This is a genomic window from Paenibacillus sp. GP183 (assembly GCF_900104695.1).
Lineage (GTDB): Bacteria > Bacillota > Bacilli > Paenibacillales > NBRC-103111 > Paenibacillus_AI.
Map to the genome: position 1 here is coordinate 1,227,464 of NZ_FNSW01000001.1, position 17,188 is coordinate 1,244,651.

At 48.7% G+C, this 17,188-nt stretch carries 13 protein-coding genes; all 13 read right to left on the minus strand.

All coding sequences use genetic code 11. The features are described from left to right. Positions 1-8 precede the first annotated feature (8 nt). On the minus strand, positions 9-671 hold the full coding sequence (locus BLV33_RS06090; RefSeq protein WP_253186986.1) for an alpha/beta hydrolase: 663 nt from the start codon (positions 669-671) through the stop codon (positions 9-11). Between the two features lie 35 nt (positions 672-706). Further along, positions 707-1,405: a peptidylprolyl isomerase gene (locus BLV33_RS06095; RefSeq protein ID WP_090789226.1), complete on the minus strand. Its 699-nt coding sequence runs from the start codon at positions 1,403-1,405 to the stop codon at positions 707-709. Positions 1,406-1,440: 35 nt separating this feature from the next. Then, positions 1,441-3,897, minus strand: a complete 2,457-nt coding sequence (locus BLV33_RS06100; RefSeq protein ID WP_090789228.1) for a PBP1A family penicillin-binding protein — start codon at positions 3,895-3,897, stop codon at positions 1,441-1,443. 119 nt (positions 3,898-4,016) lie between these two features. Then, entirely contained in the window at positions 4,017-4,253 is a 237-nt protein-coding gene (gene hfq / locus BLV33_RS06105; RefSeq protein WP_090789230.1) for an RNA chaperone Hfq, read from the minus strand. A 40-nt stretch (positions 4,254-4,293) separates the two neighbouring features. Further along, entirely contained in the window at positions 4,294-5,262 is a 969-nt protein-coding gene (miaA, locus tag BLV33_RS06110) for a tRNA (adenosine(37)-N6)-dimethylallyltransferase MiaA (protein ID WP_090789232.1), read from the minus strand. Then, the gene (locus BLV33_RS06115) at positions 5,259-5,948 is read right to left on the minus strand and encodes a class I SAM-dependent methyltransferase (RefSeq protein ID WP_253186987.1); all 690 of its coding nucleotides are present in this window, start codon (positions 5,946-5,948) and stop codon (positions 5,259-5,261) included. The genes miaA and BLV33_RS06115 overlap by 4 nt, the downstream gene beginning before the upstream one ends. Positions 5,949-6,036: 88 nt before the next feature. Further along, positions 6,037-7,986 (minus strand): DNA mismatch repair endonuclease MutL, encoded by a 1,950-nt coding sequence (mutL, locus tag BLV33_RS06120; protein ID WP_090789236.1) that lies wholly within the window; start codon positions 7,984-7,986, stop codon positions 6,037-6,039. A 4-nt stretch (positions 7,987-7,990) separates the two neighbouring features. Continuing rightward, the gene (locus tag BLV33_RS06125; protein WP_171909032.1) at positions 7,991-9,412 is read right to left on the minus strand and encodes a S41 family peptidase; all 1,422 of its coding nucleotides are present in this window, start codon (positions 9,410-9,412) and stop codon (positions 7,991-7,993) included. A 16-nt stretch (positions 9,413-9,428) separates the two neighbouring features. Next, complete coding sequence (mutS, locus tag BLV33_RS06130) at positions 9,429-12,143, minus strand: DNA mismatch repair protein MutS (RefSeq protein WP_090789240.1); 2,715 nt, start codon at positions 12,141-12,143, stop codon at positions 9,429-9,431. A 108-nt stretch (positions 12,144-12,251) separates the two neighbouring features. After that, entirely contained in the window at positions 12,252-13,724 is a 1,473-nt protein-coding gene (locus BLV33_RS06135) for a putative amidoligase domain-containing protein (RefSeq protein WP_090789242.1), read from the minus strand. 130 nt (positions 13,725-13,854) lie between these two features. Then, positions 13,855-14,418: an outer spore coat protein CotE gene (cotE, locus tag BLV33_RS06140; RefSeq protein WP_090789244.1), complete on the minus strand. Its 564-nt coding sequence runs from the start codon at positions 14,416-14,418 to the stop codon at positions 13,855-13,857. Positions 14,419-14,686: 268 nt separating this feature from the next. Continuing rightward, positions 14,687-15,646 carry an aromatic acid exporter family protein gene (locus BLV33_RS06145; RefSeq protein WP_090789246.1) on the minus strand — a complete coding sequence of 320 codons (960 nt, stop codon included), beginning with the start codon at positions 15,644-15,646 and terminating at the stop codon, positions 14,687-14,689. A gap of 26 nt (positions 15,647-15,672) precedes the next feature. Beyond that, the gene (locus tag BLV33_RS06150; protein WP_171909337.1) at positions 15,673-17,184 is read right to left on the minus strand and encodes a carboxypeptidase M32; all 1,512 of its coding nucleotides are present in this window, start codon (positions 17,182-17,184) and stop codon (positions 15,673-15,675) included. Between the last annotated feature and the right edge of the window lie 4 nt (positions 17,185-17,188).

Genomic DNA, 17,188 nt, shown 5'->3' on the forward strand with positions numbered 1-17,188 from the left:
GACTCTCCTCATTCTTTTTCCAAAAAGGCGTTCACTTCTTTAAACAGCTGCGCAGCTTCTTCACCCAAGCAGATGAGGTGATTGGACCTGGGATACCAGGTGAGCTTTCGATAGCCTCCAACCTTCCTATAAATATAACGGGCGCTGAGCGGATGAACCACATAATCCTCTTCGCTTTGGATAATTAAAGTAGGAACCGAAACCTTGGACAGCTCCGGCTTGAGATGCCGAACGAGTCGTGTAAACTGCCATGCCGCGCGAATGGGTGTGGATCTTAGCTTGTTAAAAAAATCCCGATCCCGATATATCCCATCCTGCCGAATGACTTTAAGCAGTCTGCCTGGACTCACATACACGACAGGTGTATTTATCAAAACCAGCCGCCGAACAGGATAACGCGATGTCAAGTAGGCGGAAAGCAAGCCGCCCATGGAGAATCCGACTAAATCAAAGCTCCCGTACTCCGCTGTCATCCGATGAGCTTGCTTCTCGGCAGAATCCACCCATTCGGTCCAATGCCAGGATTCCAGCTCGGCCATATTTTCTCCGTGCCAAGGAAGCTTGGGCACGCTGCAGGTTTTCCCTTTCTTTTGCAAATAATCACTGAGCGGCTGGACCTCGAAGGGACCGCCGGTAAACCCGTGAAACAAAAGACATGGCGGCTTCTCCAAGTTGCTCAGCTCCTTGCGTGCTTAATGAATCGGCATTACTTTTCTTTGATAGAAATGGATTGGATGGTTACTTTTTCTGTCGGCATGCTGGGAGAAGTGTCACTGCCGCCCGGATTCATTTTAACGGGAGTATCCGCGATTTTCTGGACATTCTCAATACCTGACGTCACGATCCCGAAAATGGTGTAGTTCGGACGAGCATTCAGTGAAAATATCGCATCCGGACCTGTGCAAATAAAAAACTGACTGCCGTTGGTGTCAGGTCCGGAGTTTGCCATCGCGACAGTGCCCTCTTCATACTTGTAAGGTGTATTGAGTTCATCCGCAAAACGATAACCGGGACCACCGCTGCCATTCCCCAGCGGATCACCGGTTTGAATCATAAACGATTTAATGATCCGGTGAAATATGACATTGTCATAGAAGCCTTGCTTGGCCAAGAACACAAAGTTATTTACCGTCTTGGGCGCCTCTTTGGCAAAAAGCTGAATCGTAAATTTGCCTTTGGACGTTGTTATTTCTGCTTCGTAGGACTTCTTGGGGTCGATTATCATATCTGGAGCCTTACTCCACTGCTTCGGCTTGGCCGATGCGCTTGGCGCTGTAGACGAAGTCGGAGCTGCAGTTGAGCCTGCGGAAGACTTGCCTGAACCTGAGCTTGCGCAGGCGGATAGAAGTACAAAACTAACTGTAAATAAAACAAGCACATTCCATCTTGATCTAAAGCTTATCATCTAAAAAGCATCCTCTCATATCTATTCTAATTGGTTTAAGTGCCGGCGCCTGTAGCAGGTGTCGCTGAAGGCGAGGGCGATGGTGAAGGTTTTGTACTCGGACTCGGACTAGGGCTGGAGCTTGGACTTGCACTTGGTTTGCCCCCGCCACCATTACCCGTTCCGCCGTTTGGCGATGGGCTTGGTGATGGAGATGGTTTATTGCCATCCGGCGAAGGAGATGGACTCGCTCCGCCTGGCAATGGTGATGGATTTAGCGGATTCAGTACCGCTCCATCTGCTGGAATAGCGATCTGCGCGATATTTGATTTATCTCCTGCAATCGAGGTGTCCGTGTTCATTGGGACCACGTAATATGAATACGTTTCACCAGGCGATACAGTCGTATCGAACACTTCGGCCGTTGGTGATTGGGTGATCATTTGCGCTTGATTTTGCTTCGAATCCGAACGGAATACTTGATAAATGACCTTTGAATCCTGCAATGGTGTCCAAGTCAGGCTCACGGTTTTTGTCATAGGGGCATAGACTGCAGCCAGATCACTGATACTCTTGGGAGGCTCGGTTAAATCAGCCACTCCATTTGGTTTGACAAATGGCTTTACCGGTTTGCCGGCTAAAGCTTTAGACATGACTTCCTTGAAAATGGCAGCTGTGCTTCCGCTGCCGACGGTTACATAGTGCTTGATATCTGTATTGTCGAAGCCTTCCCATACGGCAGCAGTCCATTCCGGTGTGTACCCGACAAACCAGACATTGCTGTCATACTTTTCAAGTCCTTTGAAATCGAGTCCTGTTGAACCCGTTTTACCGGCTGCCGGCCGATCCAATTTGGCTCTTACACCTGTACCGCCATCCACGACACCTTGCAGGAGCAGCGTCATATAATAAGCGGTCTTTGGAGAAATAAGATCCTTTTTCTCCTGCTTGAATGCGGCCACAATAGTTCCTTTGCTGTCCTCGATTTGATTAATGGCATGTGATTTGTTTTGTGTACCCTGGTTTGCAAAAGCACTATACGCCGACGCCATGCTCATCGGAGAGGCACCTTGCGTTAAACCCCCAAGCGCTATAGCCAGATTATTATCTTTGGGGTCCATTTTGATGCCCAGCTTTTCGGCAAATTTCACACCGGTACGTACACCAATTTGATCCAGCAGCCATACTGCCGATAAGTTATAGGATCTCTTGACGGCCTCAAACATGGTCACTTCTCCGTGCTCGGTATTATCATAGTTATTCGGCGTATATCCTTTTCCGTTTCCGTAAGTTTTAGAAACGTCCTGCATTTTCGAATACGGATTATAATTTCCGCTTTCCAGGGCCGGGCCGTACACAGCAATCGGCTTGAAGGCAGATCCCGGCTGTCTGACGCTGAATACACGGTTTAGTGTCTTCTTCTTGTAATCCCTGCCTCCGATCATCCCGACAATACCGCCGTCCTGATGATTCAGGATAACCATGGCGCTCTGTATTTTCTCGCCGTCAGCAGCATCCTTTTGAAAAAAATTGGGATTCGCATATGTTTGCTCCATGATGAGCTGGGTCTTGGAATCCATCGTTGTTTTGATCTTATATCCTTTGGTAAGAAGCTCTTCTTCAGTAATGTTATAAACAGATTCAGCTTCCTTCACAACATAATCCATAAACGTCGCATACTGCTCATTGGTCTTGTTTACAGGCGCAACATAAGGTATATCAACAGCAGCCGCTCTTTCCGCCTCTGTGATATAGCCTTGATCAGCCATTAATTTCAACACAACCGCCCGGCGTTCTTTGGAATTGGCAGGATTTTCGATCGGCGAATAAGTTGACGGTGCTTTAGGAAGGGCTGCGAGCGTTGCTATCTGCCATACCTCTAGTTTGTTTAAGTCAGGCTGGTTAAAATAAACCATCGACGCGGCTTTAATCCCGTAAGCTCTGCTGCCGAAATAGATGCGGTTTAAATACATTTCAAGAATTTGATCCTTGGTAAATTGTCTTTCCAATTCAATGGCGATCGATACCTCGGACACTTTACGGAATGCCGTTTTCTGTGAGCTTAAAAATACGTTTTTGGCCAGCTGCTGAGTGATCGTGCTCCCGCCTTCTACCGCACTGCGATGCAGGATATCTGTATAAAGCGCTCTTCCCATCGAATAAAGATCAACCCCGGCATGAGATTCGAACCTGCGGTCCTCGGTCGCGATAAAAGCATCCTTCAGCTTCTGCGGAATATCTTTAATACTGACGCTTTCCCGATTTTCGCGATACAGCTTGGATACCTCGACACCATTCACATCATAAATATGGGTCGACTCGGGCGCATCCATTTTACCAATATTTTCACTCAAAATCTTGGCACCGTTAAGCATGATCAAAATGTACATGCCCATCCCGCATATCACAGCCAGAATTGCTGCAATAACTGCACCAAGCAACAGTTTTTTTACTTGAAATTTTTTCTTTCTGCCCTTTTTTTGCGGCGTCTTTGGATGATTTGTTGCAGCCATGTTCCACCGACCCCTTTTTTTAGTATATTTCTCTGTAATAAAAGAACAACCCTACATGTAAGGTTGTTCATTTCGGTTCCTATTAGGTTAGACGATTGGCCAAAATAAAAAGTTGCAAATTACTCCGTTCCTTCAGCCGGCATGAGCGAAACCGATCTTTGCGGAGTAAAGGTTGAAATGGCATGCTTGTATACCATTTGTTGACGGCCTTCACTATCAATGATAATCGTAAAATTATCAAAAGCGCGAATCAGCCCTCTGATTTGAAACCCATTAGTTAAATACACAGTTACGGGAATGCTCTCTTTGCGAAGTTGATTCAAGAAATTGTCCTGGATGTTAATGGATTTGTTCATCAATGGGTCCCCCTTAATGGAATCGAAACTTTTATTGTAGTTAGTTATATTCAATTTTATGTACAAACTTTCCTGTTATTATATCACTAATTTTTTTCAAATGCGCAGAAAAGTTTGTTTGATCGGTTACATCAACCCAATTAATCTCCTTCATATGGCGGAACCAAGAGAGCTGGCGCTTGGCGTAATGTCTCGTATTTCGCTTAAGGAGGTAGACTGCAGCCTCGAGGGAAAGTTCTCCTTCCAGGAAGCTTATGATCTCTTTGTAGCCCAGCCCTTTCATGGAAACCGTGTCCCTGGGACACCCTGCTGCGAGCAGCGAGCGAACCTCTTCGACAAGGCCCGACTCCATCATGGCGTCAATCCGCTCTTCAATCCGTTTATAAAGCAAGGCCCGATCCATAGTTAAGCCTATGATACAGAGTTCATATGGAGAATCCTTGGTTTGATTAGCCATATGCTCGGAAAGAGGTATCCCCGAAACATGAGCTATCTCCAATGCGCGAATGACTCGCCTGCGATCGTTATAATGGAGCCTCTCCGCACTTTCCGGGTCAATGGCTCTCAGCTTGTCATGGAGCGCTTCCTCACCACGCTGATCGGCAAATGCATCTTGATCGTCGCGGAATTGCTGATCCGTTCCCACCTCGGTGAACCGATAGTCGTAACAGACCGATTCAATGTAAAGACCTGTGCCGCCCACGATAAAAGGCAGCTTGCCGCGCTGATGAATTTGGGGAATTAATTCTCTCACCAGCTCTTGAAATTCGGCAACTGAAAACGGATCCTCCGGATCATGAATATCGATCAAATGATGAGGCACCAGTCTCCGTTCAGCTTTCGAAGCTTTTGCTGTTCCAATATCCATACCCCTATAAACTTGCATTGAATCACCGGAAATAATCTCACATTCATATTTCGCGGCAAGTTCCAGACTGAGCCTGGTTTTGCCAATGGCCGTAGGGCCAATAAGCACCAAAAGCCGGGGCTTGGATGAACCTTCACTCACAGCCTGATCACTCCATAAGTTGTTTTCGTATTGGATCGGGGTACATGCTCAAAGCCCAATCGGGTAAATTCACCGCTGTTCCATTTTTCTTTGAGCACAATGCTTTTTCGTGCTATGCGCTTTGCCTGTTCCAAGGCTTCAAAAGTAATGGCATTGCTGTTTGCCAGTTCCCGCAGTGGTGAGATCGAGCTGGATTCTTCAATGGGACTGCGAAACATAGGATCAAAATAAACTGTATCCACGCTTCGCGCCTCAAGTGATTGCATGTAGGCGACATGCTCGGCATGCCTCACCTGCACACGCCGCATAGCCTCATTAAGCCCGGGAATGTCCGAATGATAGGAGGCCAAGCCTTCTTGAATCAGCAAAGCAGGAATTCGTTCGCTTTCGATTGCTGTTACTTGCCCTTTGCTTCCGACTGCAAATGAAAAAACAATCGAGTCGGATGCCAGACCTGCCGTGCAATCCAGCACAGTGTCTCCTTCTTGAACATCCGAAGCTTGCAGCAGCAGATCCGTTTGACCGTCAAGCAGCCGTTTGACGCGAACCGCAGCCATACTGGGATGAAAAAAAATCGCCGGCTGATCATCTACATAGTACCTGATCTCATCCTCAGTAACAAGCAAGAGGGAAATGATCCCATATCTACTCCGGAGCTTTTCCAAGGAGTCCTTCCCTCTTGGCACAAAGGTACCCTCCCATATTGCCGCTGTTTGGATGGCTTTGTCTTGAAGTTCCTCAGATGGGTTGTAAGATGTGGTTACAAGCACTGGGTTACATCACCCGCTTAAACATTTTTTCAAGCTCATAATTGGAGAAGCTGACTACGATCGGCCTTCCATGCGGACACGTATACGGATTCCGGCACTCAGCCAATCGGTCAAGCAAGGTTTCCATCTCCAAGGTTCCGAGACTTTGATTGGCTTTGATCGATGCCTTGCAGGAGCATAAAATGGCTGATTTCTCGCGGAGCTTTGCTATATCTACGGCTTTTCTCTCCGTCAAAATCCATTCACACATATCTTCTATGATCGATTTTTCGTCGCCGTCCGGAAACCAATGCGGATGGGATCGGACCAGGAACGTATTGCCGCCAAACGCCTCCAGATAGACTCCCGACTGTTCAAAAAGCGCCAGCTTTTCAGCAATAATTCCGGCTTCGGAGGGAGTGAATTCAAGCGTGATGGGAACGAGCAGTTCCTGGCTGGCTTCCGTCGGATTGCCAAAGCGTTCATAATAATATTCATAATGAATCCGCTCGTGAGCGGCATGCTGATCAATCAGGTACAGCCCGTCCGGACTCTGCGCGACCAGGTATGTGCCGTGCAATTGACCGATCGGAGTCAGACTCGGAAACTCGGGAAGACTCGGGGCTTCCGATTGGCCGGATGCCGACATTTGGTTCATGAAGCTTTCTGCTGCACGCTGCTGCTGTTGAAAGGAAATCTTGGGACGGCCGGAATCAATGCTCCGCGCAGGACTGCCTTGCTGTGAGCCGGAGCGATAAGGCGAGGCTGCTTCCTGCACCTGCGGGAGAGAATTGCTCCAGCTGCGAGCGCTTGACTGCGGCGTCCGTTCGCCCTGCGAGGGTCGCTCCGTCTGGTGGAGCTCGCCTGGCGCCGACTGTTGAGGCCGCTCAGGCTGCTGCGCTGGATCTGACACTCTCGTCAGCTCCAATTGCTCCTGCACGTAGGCGCCCTTTGGCACTGCAGGCTTGGCGCCCTGCGGAATCAACACCTGTTTGCCGAGTGCCCGCTTCACTTCTGATTCCACAAAAGCAGTCAGCTCGGTTTCTTTACTGAACCTCACCTCCAGCTTGGAGGGATGCACATTGACGTCCACCAACGAAGGATCCATGCTGATATGCACTACTGCTACCGGAAAGCGATTAATCGGCAGCAAGGTATGATAAGCTTGCATGAGCGCTTGGTTCAGCGCAAAATTGCGCACATACCGACCATTGACAATGGTCGAGATGCCTCCGCGGTTGGCGCGCGTCATCTCCGGCCTCGCGATATTACCACTGAGGACATAATCGAGGCTTTCCGCCTGTATGGGCAGCATCTGTTTGCCTACAGCAGTACCGTAAATGGCTGCGATTACCTGTACCAAATCTCCGTTGCCCAGTGTTTGCAGCAGCAAATTCCCATTATGCTTTAAGGAAAAGGCAATCTGTGGATGGGCCAGGGCAAGACGATATATATAGTCGGACACATGTCCGAGTTCGGTTTGTATCGTTTTCATATATTTCAATCGCGCAGGCGTATTGAAGAACAGTTCTTTGACCGTCACTTCAGTTCCTCGAGAAGCCGCTGTTTCTTCAACAGAACGAATGGCTCCGCCTTCGATGAATATTTTGCGCGCGAGTCCGCTGTCTGTTGAACTGGTTATACATTCCAGTCGAGATACAGAGGCAATACTCGGCAGAGCTTCACCGCGAAATCCCAATGTACGGATGGAAAACAAATCTTTATTGGTCGAAATCTTACTTGTTGCATGCCGTTGAAAAGCAAGCTCGGTATCTTCCGCTTCCATGCCGGATCCATTATCCGAAACGCGAATTAATTGAAGCCCACCCTCTTCAATCGTTATATCAATTCGGGTGCTTCCCGCATCTATTGAATTTTCAACAAGCTCTTTGACTACGGAAGAAGGTCTCTCCACGACTTCTCCCGCCGCGATCTGGTTGGCGATATGCTCGCTAAGCAGTTGAATTTTGCCCATGAGATCAGTTCCCCTTTACAGCTCGAATCGTGACCTTCTCCCCTTGATCTGTAACCTGCAGCTGTGAAAAAACAGAAGCAAACTGGTCGACATTCACATAACTCGTTCCAGCTTTAATGACCAGCTTGTCCGCTTCAACAGGAAACGTAAGCTTCTTTCCAGCGGAAGAGATCTCAACAGCTCTAGTTTCATTATTCCATGAAATTCCGGCTTCAATCATCGCAGCCAAGGCGCGCGTAGGTGCAAAAAGCTTGCCATTTTCACGAAACAGAGGAAAAGTATCTCTTATCTCAACACCGTTCACAAGTACTTTATGCTTGGACGATTCCACCGTTACATTTTGAATACCGGCTTTTTTCAACGCTGTAATCATCTGAGCCGCACTGCCATCCGCGACAATATCAGGTGTAATTCCTACTTTGTTCACTTTGTGCTTGTTCGGTGTCAAATACTCTTCAATGGTTACTTTAAGCGCCCCGCCGGCGGGGATTTCATAAAGCTGCTGAACACTGCCTTTTCCATAACTCTGTAAACCGATAACCTTCGCTACACCGTAGTCCTGCATAGCTCCTGCTAAAACCTCGGATGCACTGGCGCTATTTTCATTTAGCAGCATATAAACCGGCACATCCAGCGAAGATCCGCCTTGAATGAGTATCGGTTGATCCTGATTGTTTCGATCCCGAGTATGAATCAATGTTCCTTCTTTGATGAAGTTTTTGAATATATTTTGCGCTGATTCCAGGAAACCTCCAGGATCGTCACGCAGATCAATAATCAGTGAGCTAAGCCCTTTGGATTTTAAAGCTAATAATTGCTTGGTAAACTCCTCATCCGCATCACTGGAGAAATCCGTAACTTGAATATACCCAATGTTGCCATCAAAGCGCTTGCTGTATACCTCCGGTATATTAACTGCAGCTCTAGTAATGTTGACGTTGATGAGCTTGCCTTCACGAAGTACCGACAATTGAACCGAGGTTCCGGCTTCGCCGACTATTTTCGCTACTACCGCGCTCAGCGATTCACCTTTTACCGAAACGCCGTTAATCGCCTGGATATAATCGTCACGCTGCATGCCCGCTTTTTCCGCAGGAGAACCGGCAAAGACCTCAATAAGGTAAACCCCGTCCGCATCGATTCCGACTCTAGCTCCCATACCGACGACATTATTTTCAATCGAATTTTCAAATTTCTTCAATTCCGAATCGCTGAAATACATAGTATACGGATCCTGCAGCTGCGCGAGCATTTCCTTAATACTCTTACCTGACAAATCGCTTTCGGTTACTCCGCTGACATGCACATTGGAAAGAATAGTTCTCACCTGTGAGGTCTGCAGGCTGCTTTCGTCTGCAGCAGCAAGTGCAGGCATCGATAACAATAGAACCGAGGTTAAAGCTAATGTGACTTTCAATCTGTTCATGTGCCGCTGTCTCATATTATCCTCTACCTTCTTCGCTTGTAATGGTACTGCTTGTCGTGCCTTGAAGCTTTTGTTTCATTTCATAAATAAGATTGAGAGCCTGCAGCGGAGTCATATTAATCAAATCCAGACCTTTCAGTTGGTCGATAATCGGGTGGGATTTGGAATCCAGCTTCTTTTTGTGCTTGTCCGAGGATGAGCCGTCTTCTTCAAAAAGTGATAGCTGCACAACAGGTGCCCTATGGGATGATTTAGTCGGTGAGTGCGGAGCTTCATAATGTGACTGACCTTCAGCCGCTTTGCTGGCGATCGATGCAGCTTCGGTTTCAAACCGCTTGGCCTGAATTTCAAAAGCGCTAAGAAGCTCATACGAGCGTTGAATGATCGGCTGCGGAAGACCGGCGATTTCGGCGCAATAAATTCCGTAGCTGGAGCTTGCCGCGCCTCGGATCAGCTTGCGCAAAAAAGTAACCTGACGTCCGCTTTCCTTAACAGCCATACAATGATTGCGCAGATACTGAAGGCTTTCCTCGAGATGCGCAAGCTCATGAAAATGTGTCGAGACCAGCGTCTTGCAGCCGACTTGATCATGCAAAAACTCAATTACAGCTTGTGCTATGGCCATGCCTTCACCAGTCGAGGTACCGCGTCCCAGCTCATCGATAATGACCAGGCTTCTCTCAGTCGCCTTTTCCGTCATGACCTGGATGTCCATCATCTCGACCATGAATGTGCTTTGGCCGCCTATGAGATCGTCCGCCGCCCCAATTCTTGTGAAAATCCGGTCCGTTATCGGCACCTTTGCCGATCGGGCAGGCACAAAGCAGCCGATTTGAGCCATCAGGCAAATGACGGCAACCTGGCGCATGTAGGTGCTTTTGCCGGCCATATTCGGGCCGGTGATGAGCAGGATGCGTCCGTCCTCCAGCTCCATGCTCGTTTCGTTGGCGATGAATGAGCCCTCTTTCAGTACCTCCTCCACGACGGGATGCCGGCCTTCTTCCAGCATGAGATCATAGCCCTCGCCGATCTGCGGACGGCGATAATGATGGGCCGCGCTTACCGCTGCAAGTGATTGCAGCACATCAGCAGCAGCGATCAGCTCGGCGAGCCGCTGAAGCCTCGAGATATGCCCGGAAATGCGGTCGCGCAGCTCGGTAAACAGCTCATATTCAAGATCTACCATTTTATCCTGCGCCTCGAGTATCAAAGCTTCTTTCTCTTTGAGCTCTGGCGTCACGTAACGCTCTGCATTGGCCAGTGTCTGTTTGCGCTCATAGCGGCCTTCCGGCAAAGCTGACATATTGGCCTTGGTGATTTCAATAAAGTACCCAAACACTTTGTTGTAGCCGATTTTGAGAGATTTGATGCCAGAAGCTTCCCGTTCCTTGCGTTCCAGCTCCGCTATCCACATCTTGCCGTTCTTGTTCGCTTCCCGCAGCTGATCCAGGTACTCATGATAACCCTCGCGAATAATGCCGCCATCGCGTATCGAGACCGGGGGCTCATCTTCGATAGAACCGGCAATCCATGACAGGATATCGTCGCAAGGATCCATGTCCTCAACAAGCTTCTGCAGCGTTACGGAGCCTGAATTTGCACATACATCCTTGAGCGCCGGAATTTGCTGCAGGGAATGCTTTAAAGCGTTCATATCGCGGGCATTGGCATTTCCGTAGGAAATTCGCGCCACCAGTCGCTCCAGATCATAAACCTCTTTCAAAGCCAGCTTCAGATCCTCACGGATGATAAGCTGGTGGCAGAGCCTGTCCACCGCTTCAAGCCGCTCTTCGATCCGGGAGAGATTCATCAACGGTTTTTCGATCCAGCGGCGCAGCATTCTGGCCCCCATAGCCGTAACTGTTTGATCCAGCAACCAGAGCAGAGAACCCTTCTTGGTCCTTTCCCTAACGGTTTCGACAAGCTCGAGATTTCTCCGCGTAAAAGGATCCATAGTCATATACTGATCGTGCTCATAGAATCGGATATGCTTGATGTGAGTGAGCGATCTTTTTTGCGTTTCTCTGAGATAGGTCAGTAATAGAGCTATACCCTTGCGATTTACAAATTGAAGTGTCGGAAGAGCAGCATCGGCGGCAAAATGTTCATCCAGAAGATGCTCGTCCGCTTCTGAATAAACTGTAGTCACGACCTTATTGCTCCATGTGGAAGTGAATGGCGCAATTTGCTTAAGCAGAGCTTCCGAAGCAATGATCTCGGCAGGATTGTAAGCATTCAGTTCATCGAGCACAAGCTCTGCCGAATCTTCCAGATGCGTCGTATAAAGCTCACCGGTGGAAATATCGCAGGCTGTGAATCCATACCGGGCATTGCTGTATACAATTGAAACTATGTAATTGTTCAGGGATTCCCCTAGCAGTTTGCTGTCCATGACGGTACCCGGCGTCACAATCCGCACGATCTCCCTGCGAACCATGCCTTTGACGTCAGCAGGGTCTTCCATCTGCTCGCAAATGGCGACCTTATAGCCTTTTTCAATCAAGCGGGCTATATATCCTTCGGCTGCATGATAAGGAACTCCACACATGGGAATTCGTTCTTCCACACCGCCTGCCCGCCCGGTTAACGTAATTTCCAGCTCACGCGAAGCGTTCAAGGCATCCTCGAAAAACATCTCATAAAAATCGCCCAAGCGGAAAAACAGGAACGCATCCGGGACCTCTGCCTTCACGTCCAAATATTGCTGAATCATCGGTGTATACTGAACCATAGGATCCTCCAGGCATTTAAAAGAAATCGATAAGTCGAAATAGGCTGTTTGTTCAAGACAACAATTGACAAGTTACTCCATATTCCCATGTTCTATTATATCACGATTTTATGTTTGGTAGAGTCTTTCCGGTTGATAGGGGGCGATTTTCCAAGCCTTGCGGAAGTCGGCCCGCTCATTCCATGGTTCCATACGGACAATCATGGCTTTGAGTGGTTCCAGGCAGCCGGCGTGACGGCTGTAGCCGGGGAGCCTTTCCAGGTCTTCCCACAGCTGCGCGATGAGGCTGCGCACCTGCTCTTTATCGCCCCGATAGTAGGCAGCCTGCACATCGGTTTCCCTGAGCGGCTGCCTGCGCAGCGACCAGTAGTGCTCGGCGATCAGCGCAGCCAGCGACAGCACACCGCGCGTGACCGCGGGCGACACCAGCCAGCTCGGCAGCGTCCGATACTCGAAGCCGCCGTGCGGCTGCGGGCGAAAATCGCCGAGCCCTCCATATCGAGGGCGGCGCTGGCCGGTCGTCTCGCCCTCGATCTGCATGAGCGGCAGCGCCAGATAGTTATCCAGCGCACGCAGCATATGACCATTCAGCCACAGTCGGCTGAAATGGATATGCCCGCCGAGGGGGAAGCCCCTCAGCGGCATGCCGCCCGAGAGCCAGGCGAGGCTCTCGTCGGGAATCGCGCGCGCGGCGAGCTGCATCGTATGATGCAGATTCCTCGCCAGCTGGCGTGGGTCTACGCTGGGCTGCGGGCGCAGCTCGGCCAGCGGCAGGATCACGCGATGTCCGCTGAGCACGATGGCATCGCAGCCCACAGGGCCTTCCCGCTCCAGAAAGCGGGAAGCTGCCACGACCTTGCCCTGCGCGCTGAGCAGCAGGAACTCGGGGTCGCTGCCGAGCATGACAGGCTCGGTGCGCGCCAGCTCGCGCGTCAGCTCGGCGTCATAGCGCTGGATGGCGCGCGCAAACAGCTGACACAGCCGGCGGGTCAGCCGGGGAAGCGGTTCGACATGCAGCACCAGGGTATGGCCGCTTGGCAAAACGCCAACTGTCACTACGCCAAAATCAAGGCCAAGCGCATAAATCGCCTTAACGGATTCCCTCGCCGCTCGCCGTATATGAAAGGTCGATTGATCCGTTCCAATTTCGGTGTAACCGTCCTGAACCCCTTCTTGAATGACTAACTCGGGAACACCGTTTTTCCTTCTTTGCCCTGATGTCCAGGCCTTTTTTTTCTTCTCATAAATGGCCAATGATTGTAAATGAAAAACCGGTATTTTGTATTGGTAAGGAAAATAAGGAACGGTTTGAGGCTCGCTATGGGAAGATAACGTCTTAATTCCATTAATACTTAGAAGCTCATCTCTTCTTCTTGGATCCTGCGCTCGTTTAATCGCCTCGGCAGGTTGAAGCTTCAGGCAATCCAGGCGCTGATTTTCCCGCTCGTCGGCAAATAACCCCCATTGAATAACGACCTGCTTTGGCCATGCTTCCGGAAGCTGCGTGCCACTCTGGATACCGGCTTGCTCAGCCATCAGCTGCACATGGGTTCCTCCAGCATGAAGCAAAAAGGTTTGCACCTGTCAAACGCCTCCTTGTGCCAATCATCCCCTGCAAATTCAAGCCCATTTTATCCACAAAAACAAAAAAGAGGGCAAATGCCCTCTGCCGAATCCCCTGCTCCCGCATATGGTGGAGTATAGAATCGGATTATCCTAAATCATCTTCCAGCAGGTCAGCATCAAGATCTTCGAACTCGCCGTCCAAGGCATCATCGAAATCGATGTGCTTATCGCCAAAATCGTCGCAATGATCGCATACCTTAACACACACCTTGGTTTCAGCAATCATCTCCACTTGATATTCCCTTTCCACCCGGATGACCACGCTGTCGCCGCTTGAGGAAATACTGGCTTCCACGCAGTTGGGCTCTTGAGTGGCGACCGCGGATACCTCTGCCGTAGCGGACTTATGTTTTTTATCCAAGTAAGTAAGGGGTACGATTTCTACATATGTTACCGTTTCCTTGGCGACATCCGTTTTGGTGTTGCGGTCATGCGAATACCAAATGTTGATATCATAAGTACCTACGACCTCGACGCCGTCTCCCGACTGAATGGCTTCATATTGATTATTGATGAGCCATGCGCCTAATATGCTGGACGGAGAAAAAGGCGGAGTGACGGTATGGCTCACATGCGAAAATTTGCGACCTTTGCCACAGACAGCCTTCGTAATGATCTCTCTGCATTGCATATCCTTATCTATTGACATCCTTTCAACCTCCTCCATACAATCATTCATTACAAGTGTATGCAGGACATAGGCGTTTGTTGATTAAACAAGTGTGTATGTCTTAAAATTATTTGTAATTATCCGCAGGGACGCGTAAATTCGGACTTTTTAACATATTCTTTATCTATTTTTCAGCTTTATTTCATAATAGTTGATTATCCTTGTTAGTAGACCCCCTTTCATATATCAGCCCTGCGATCTTAATAGACCGCAGGGCTGGCTAATTTCTAGGGACCACCGAAAAGGATTAACTCATTTCGGGCTTCTGTTTCTTTTGCTTTTTGGCAATGGACAAGAAATGCATAAGCTCCGTATCCAATTGCAGCATTGCAGATCTTACTTCAAATTCGACCCGAGATTCAGGCAGAGGCATTTTTTTAAATCTCGCCTCCAAGGAGGACAAGAGCTTTTCTGTGTGTCCTGTATAGTATTCATTCTTTACATCCTCGCTCAGGCTGTCGAATAATGATGCTATCCATTCTCCTTGCGGCAGATTCTCATAAACCTGCGCAACCAGCGCAGTCATTCTCTCAATCGATTCTAATTGCTCGCCCCGCATATAGAAATAAACACTCCAATAAGTTTCCGCGCCAAAAACAAGCGAATTGTCAAGTGTTTGCTTCGCCAGCTCTGAGCCTTGCTTCACGGCTTCATGCGCTTCAAGAATTTCTCTTCCATCCCATACAATACTATGATCTCTTAGATGATGAGCGATATGCACAAAGATTTGCGAGAATAGCTGTTCGACTCTCACTTTTTGCGCTAAAATCGCCTTGTCCAACTTTGGCATGTAAGCAATGTTTATCAAAGTAGCCGTACCAAGTCCGATGATCAGCAACTGGATCTCATTCCACACACCCTGAAGGTTGATGATCCCTCTGCTATATATATGAAACATGACCACGGATCCGGTAACCACGCCTTCACTGAGACGCAAACGGTGCAGCAGTGGAAAAACGATGCAAACAAATATGCCGATCAGCCAGATGTGAAATCCAAACAAGCTAAGCAGCATTATCCCAAACAACAGGGCGAAAACAGATGCAGCGATTCGCTTGAGCGCGCTGTCAATTCCTTTGCGTTTGGTCACTTCCACACCGAGAATAGCTAGAAGCCCGGCAGAAATGGGCGAGGTTAGGCCGATCCACTCTGATATATAGATGGCGGCCACTGCTGCCAAGGCTGTTTTAATTACCCGAAAGCCCATTTCTCGTACCTCTCCCGTTTCTCATGCTAAATACCGTAAACTGTTTTGTACTTATCCTCCAGGTAGCCCACAAGATAATCCGGATTCAATTCTTCTCCCGTCACCTTCACAATGATTTCAGTAGGAGTCAGCAGCTTGCCGTACTGGTAAATTTGCTCGGACAACCATTCTTTGATCGGCAGTAAATTGCCGGATGCAATCCATGCCTCGTAGTCGGGGAATTGCTTTTTCAGCTGATGGGCAAATTGCGCAGCATACATATTTCCAAGTGAATAGGAGGGGAAATATCCAAAAGAACCATCTGACCAGTGAACATCCTGAAGCACTCCTTCACTGTCCGAGGCAGGAGTGACTCCCAAATATTCCTTATACTTCGCATTCCACACTTTAGGCAGGTCGGCGACAGAGATCTTGCCGTTAATCAGCTCTTTTTCGATTTCATAGCGAACCATAATATGCAGATTGTACGTCAGTTCATCGGCTTCAATGCGAATGAGCGAGGACTGAATGTGATTGATCGCGCGGTAGAACTCATCCACAGAAATACCATCCAGCTGTCCTGCAAAAGTCTTCTGTAAATTCCCATAATAACGATCCCAAAAAGCGCGGCTGTGGCCGACCATATTTTCCCAAAAACGTGATTGTGACTCATGAATGCCCATCGAAGAACCGCTGCACAGATTGGTACCAATCAGGTCGGGAGAAATATTTTGCTCATACAGCGCATGACCTCCTTCGTGGATTGTTCCGAATAATGCGTTGGTGAAATCATTTGGCTGATACTTGGTTGTGATTCGCACATCCCCCGGATTCAGTCCGGTGGCAAACGGATGTACCGTCTCATCAAGACGTCCGGCTTCGAAATCATAATGCATCTGGCGCAGGATAAATTCGTTGAATTCCTTTTGCTTATCCTTGGCGAAAGGTTGATTCAAAAATGAACAATCCGGCGGGTTTGGCGCGTTTTGGATCGCCTGAAGGAGGGGTACAACCTTCTCCCGAAGTGCACTGAATACTTGGTCCAGCTTGGCGACCGTCATGCCTGGCTCGTACATATCGAGCAGCGTATTGTATTTGTTGTCCTCATAGCCCCAGAGCTCTATAAATTCATTAATGGTATGTACAATCTTCTCCAAATAGGGCTGAAACAAAGCGTAATTGTTGCTATTTTTGGCTTCTTCCCATGCCGTTTCAGATTGAGCGGTGAGTACTACATAAGCTTGATATTTATCAGGTGGAATCTTTTTGCTGCGATCGTAATCTTTTTTGCTTTCTGTGACCATTTTTCGCGAGGTTGGATCCAAAGCATCAAAATGCTCAAGCTGGGTTAAATAAGCCAGGTACCCGCCCATATCATCCGATATCGTCATGCGAAAAGCTTCCGTAGACAGCTCGCCGACGACCTCGGACCTTGCTGAAAGTCCTTTCTTCGGCGCTCCGGTTCGCATATCCCAATAAATCAGGCCAACCGCTTCCTCGTAATGCTTTATTTTACGAACAAGCCTCTTGAAGCCAGCCAGCTGTGTTTCACTGCTCATTTGA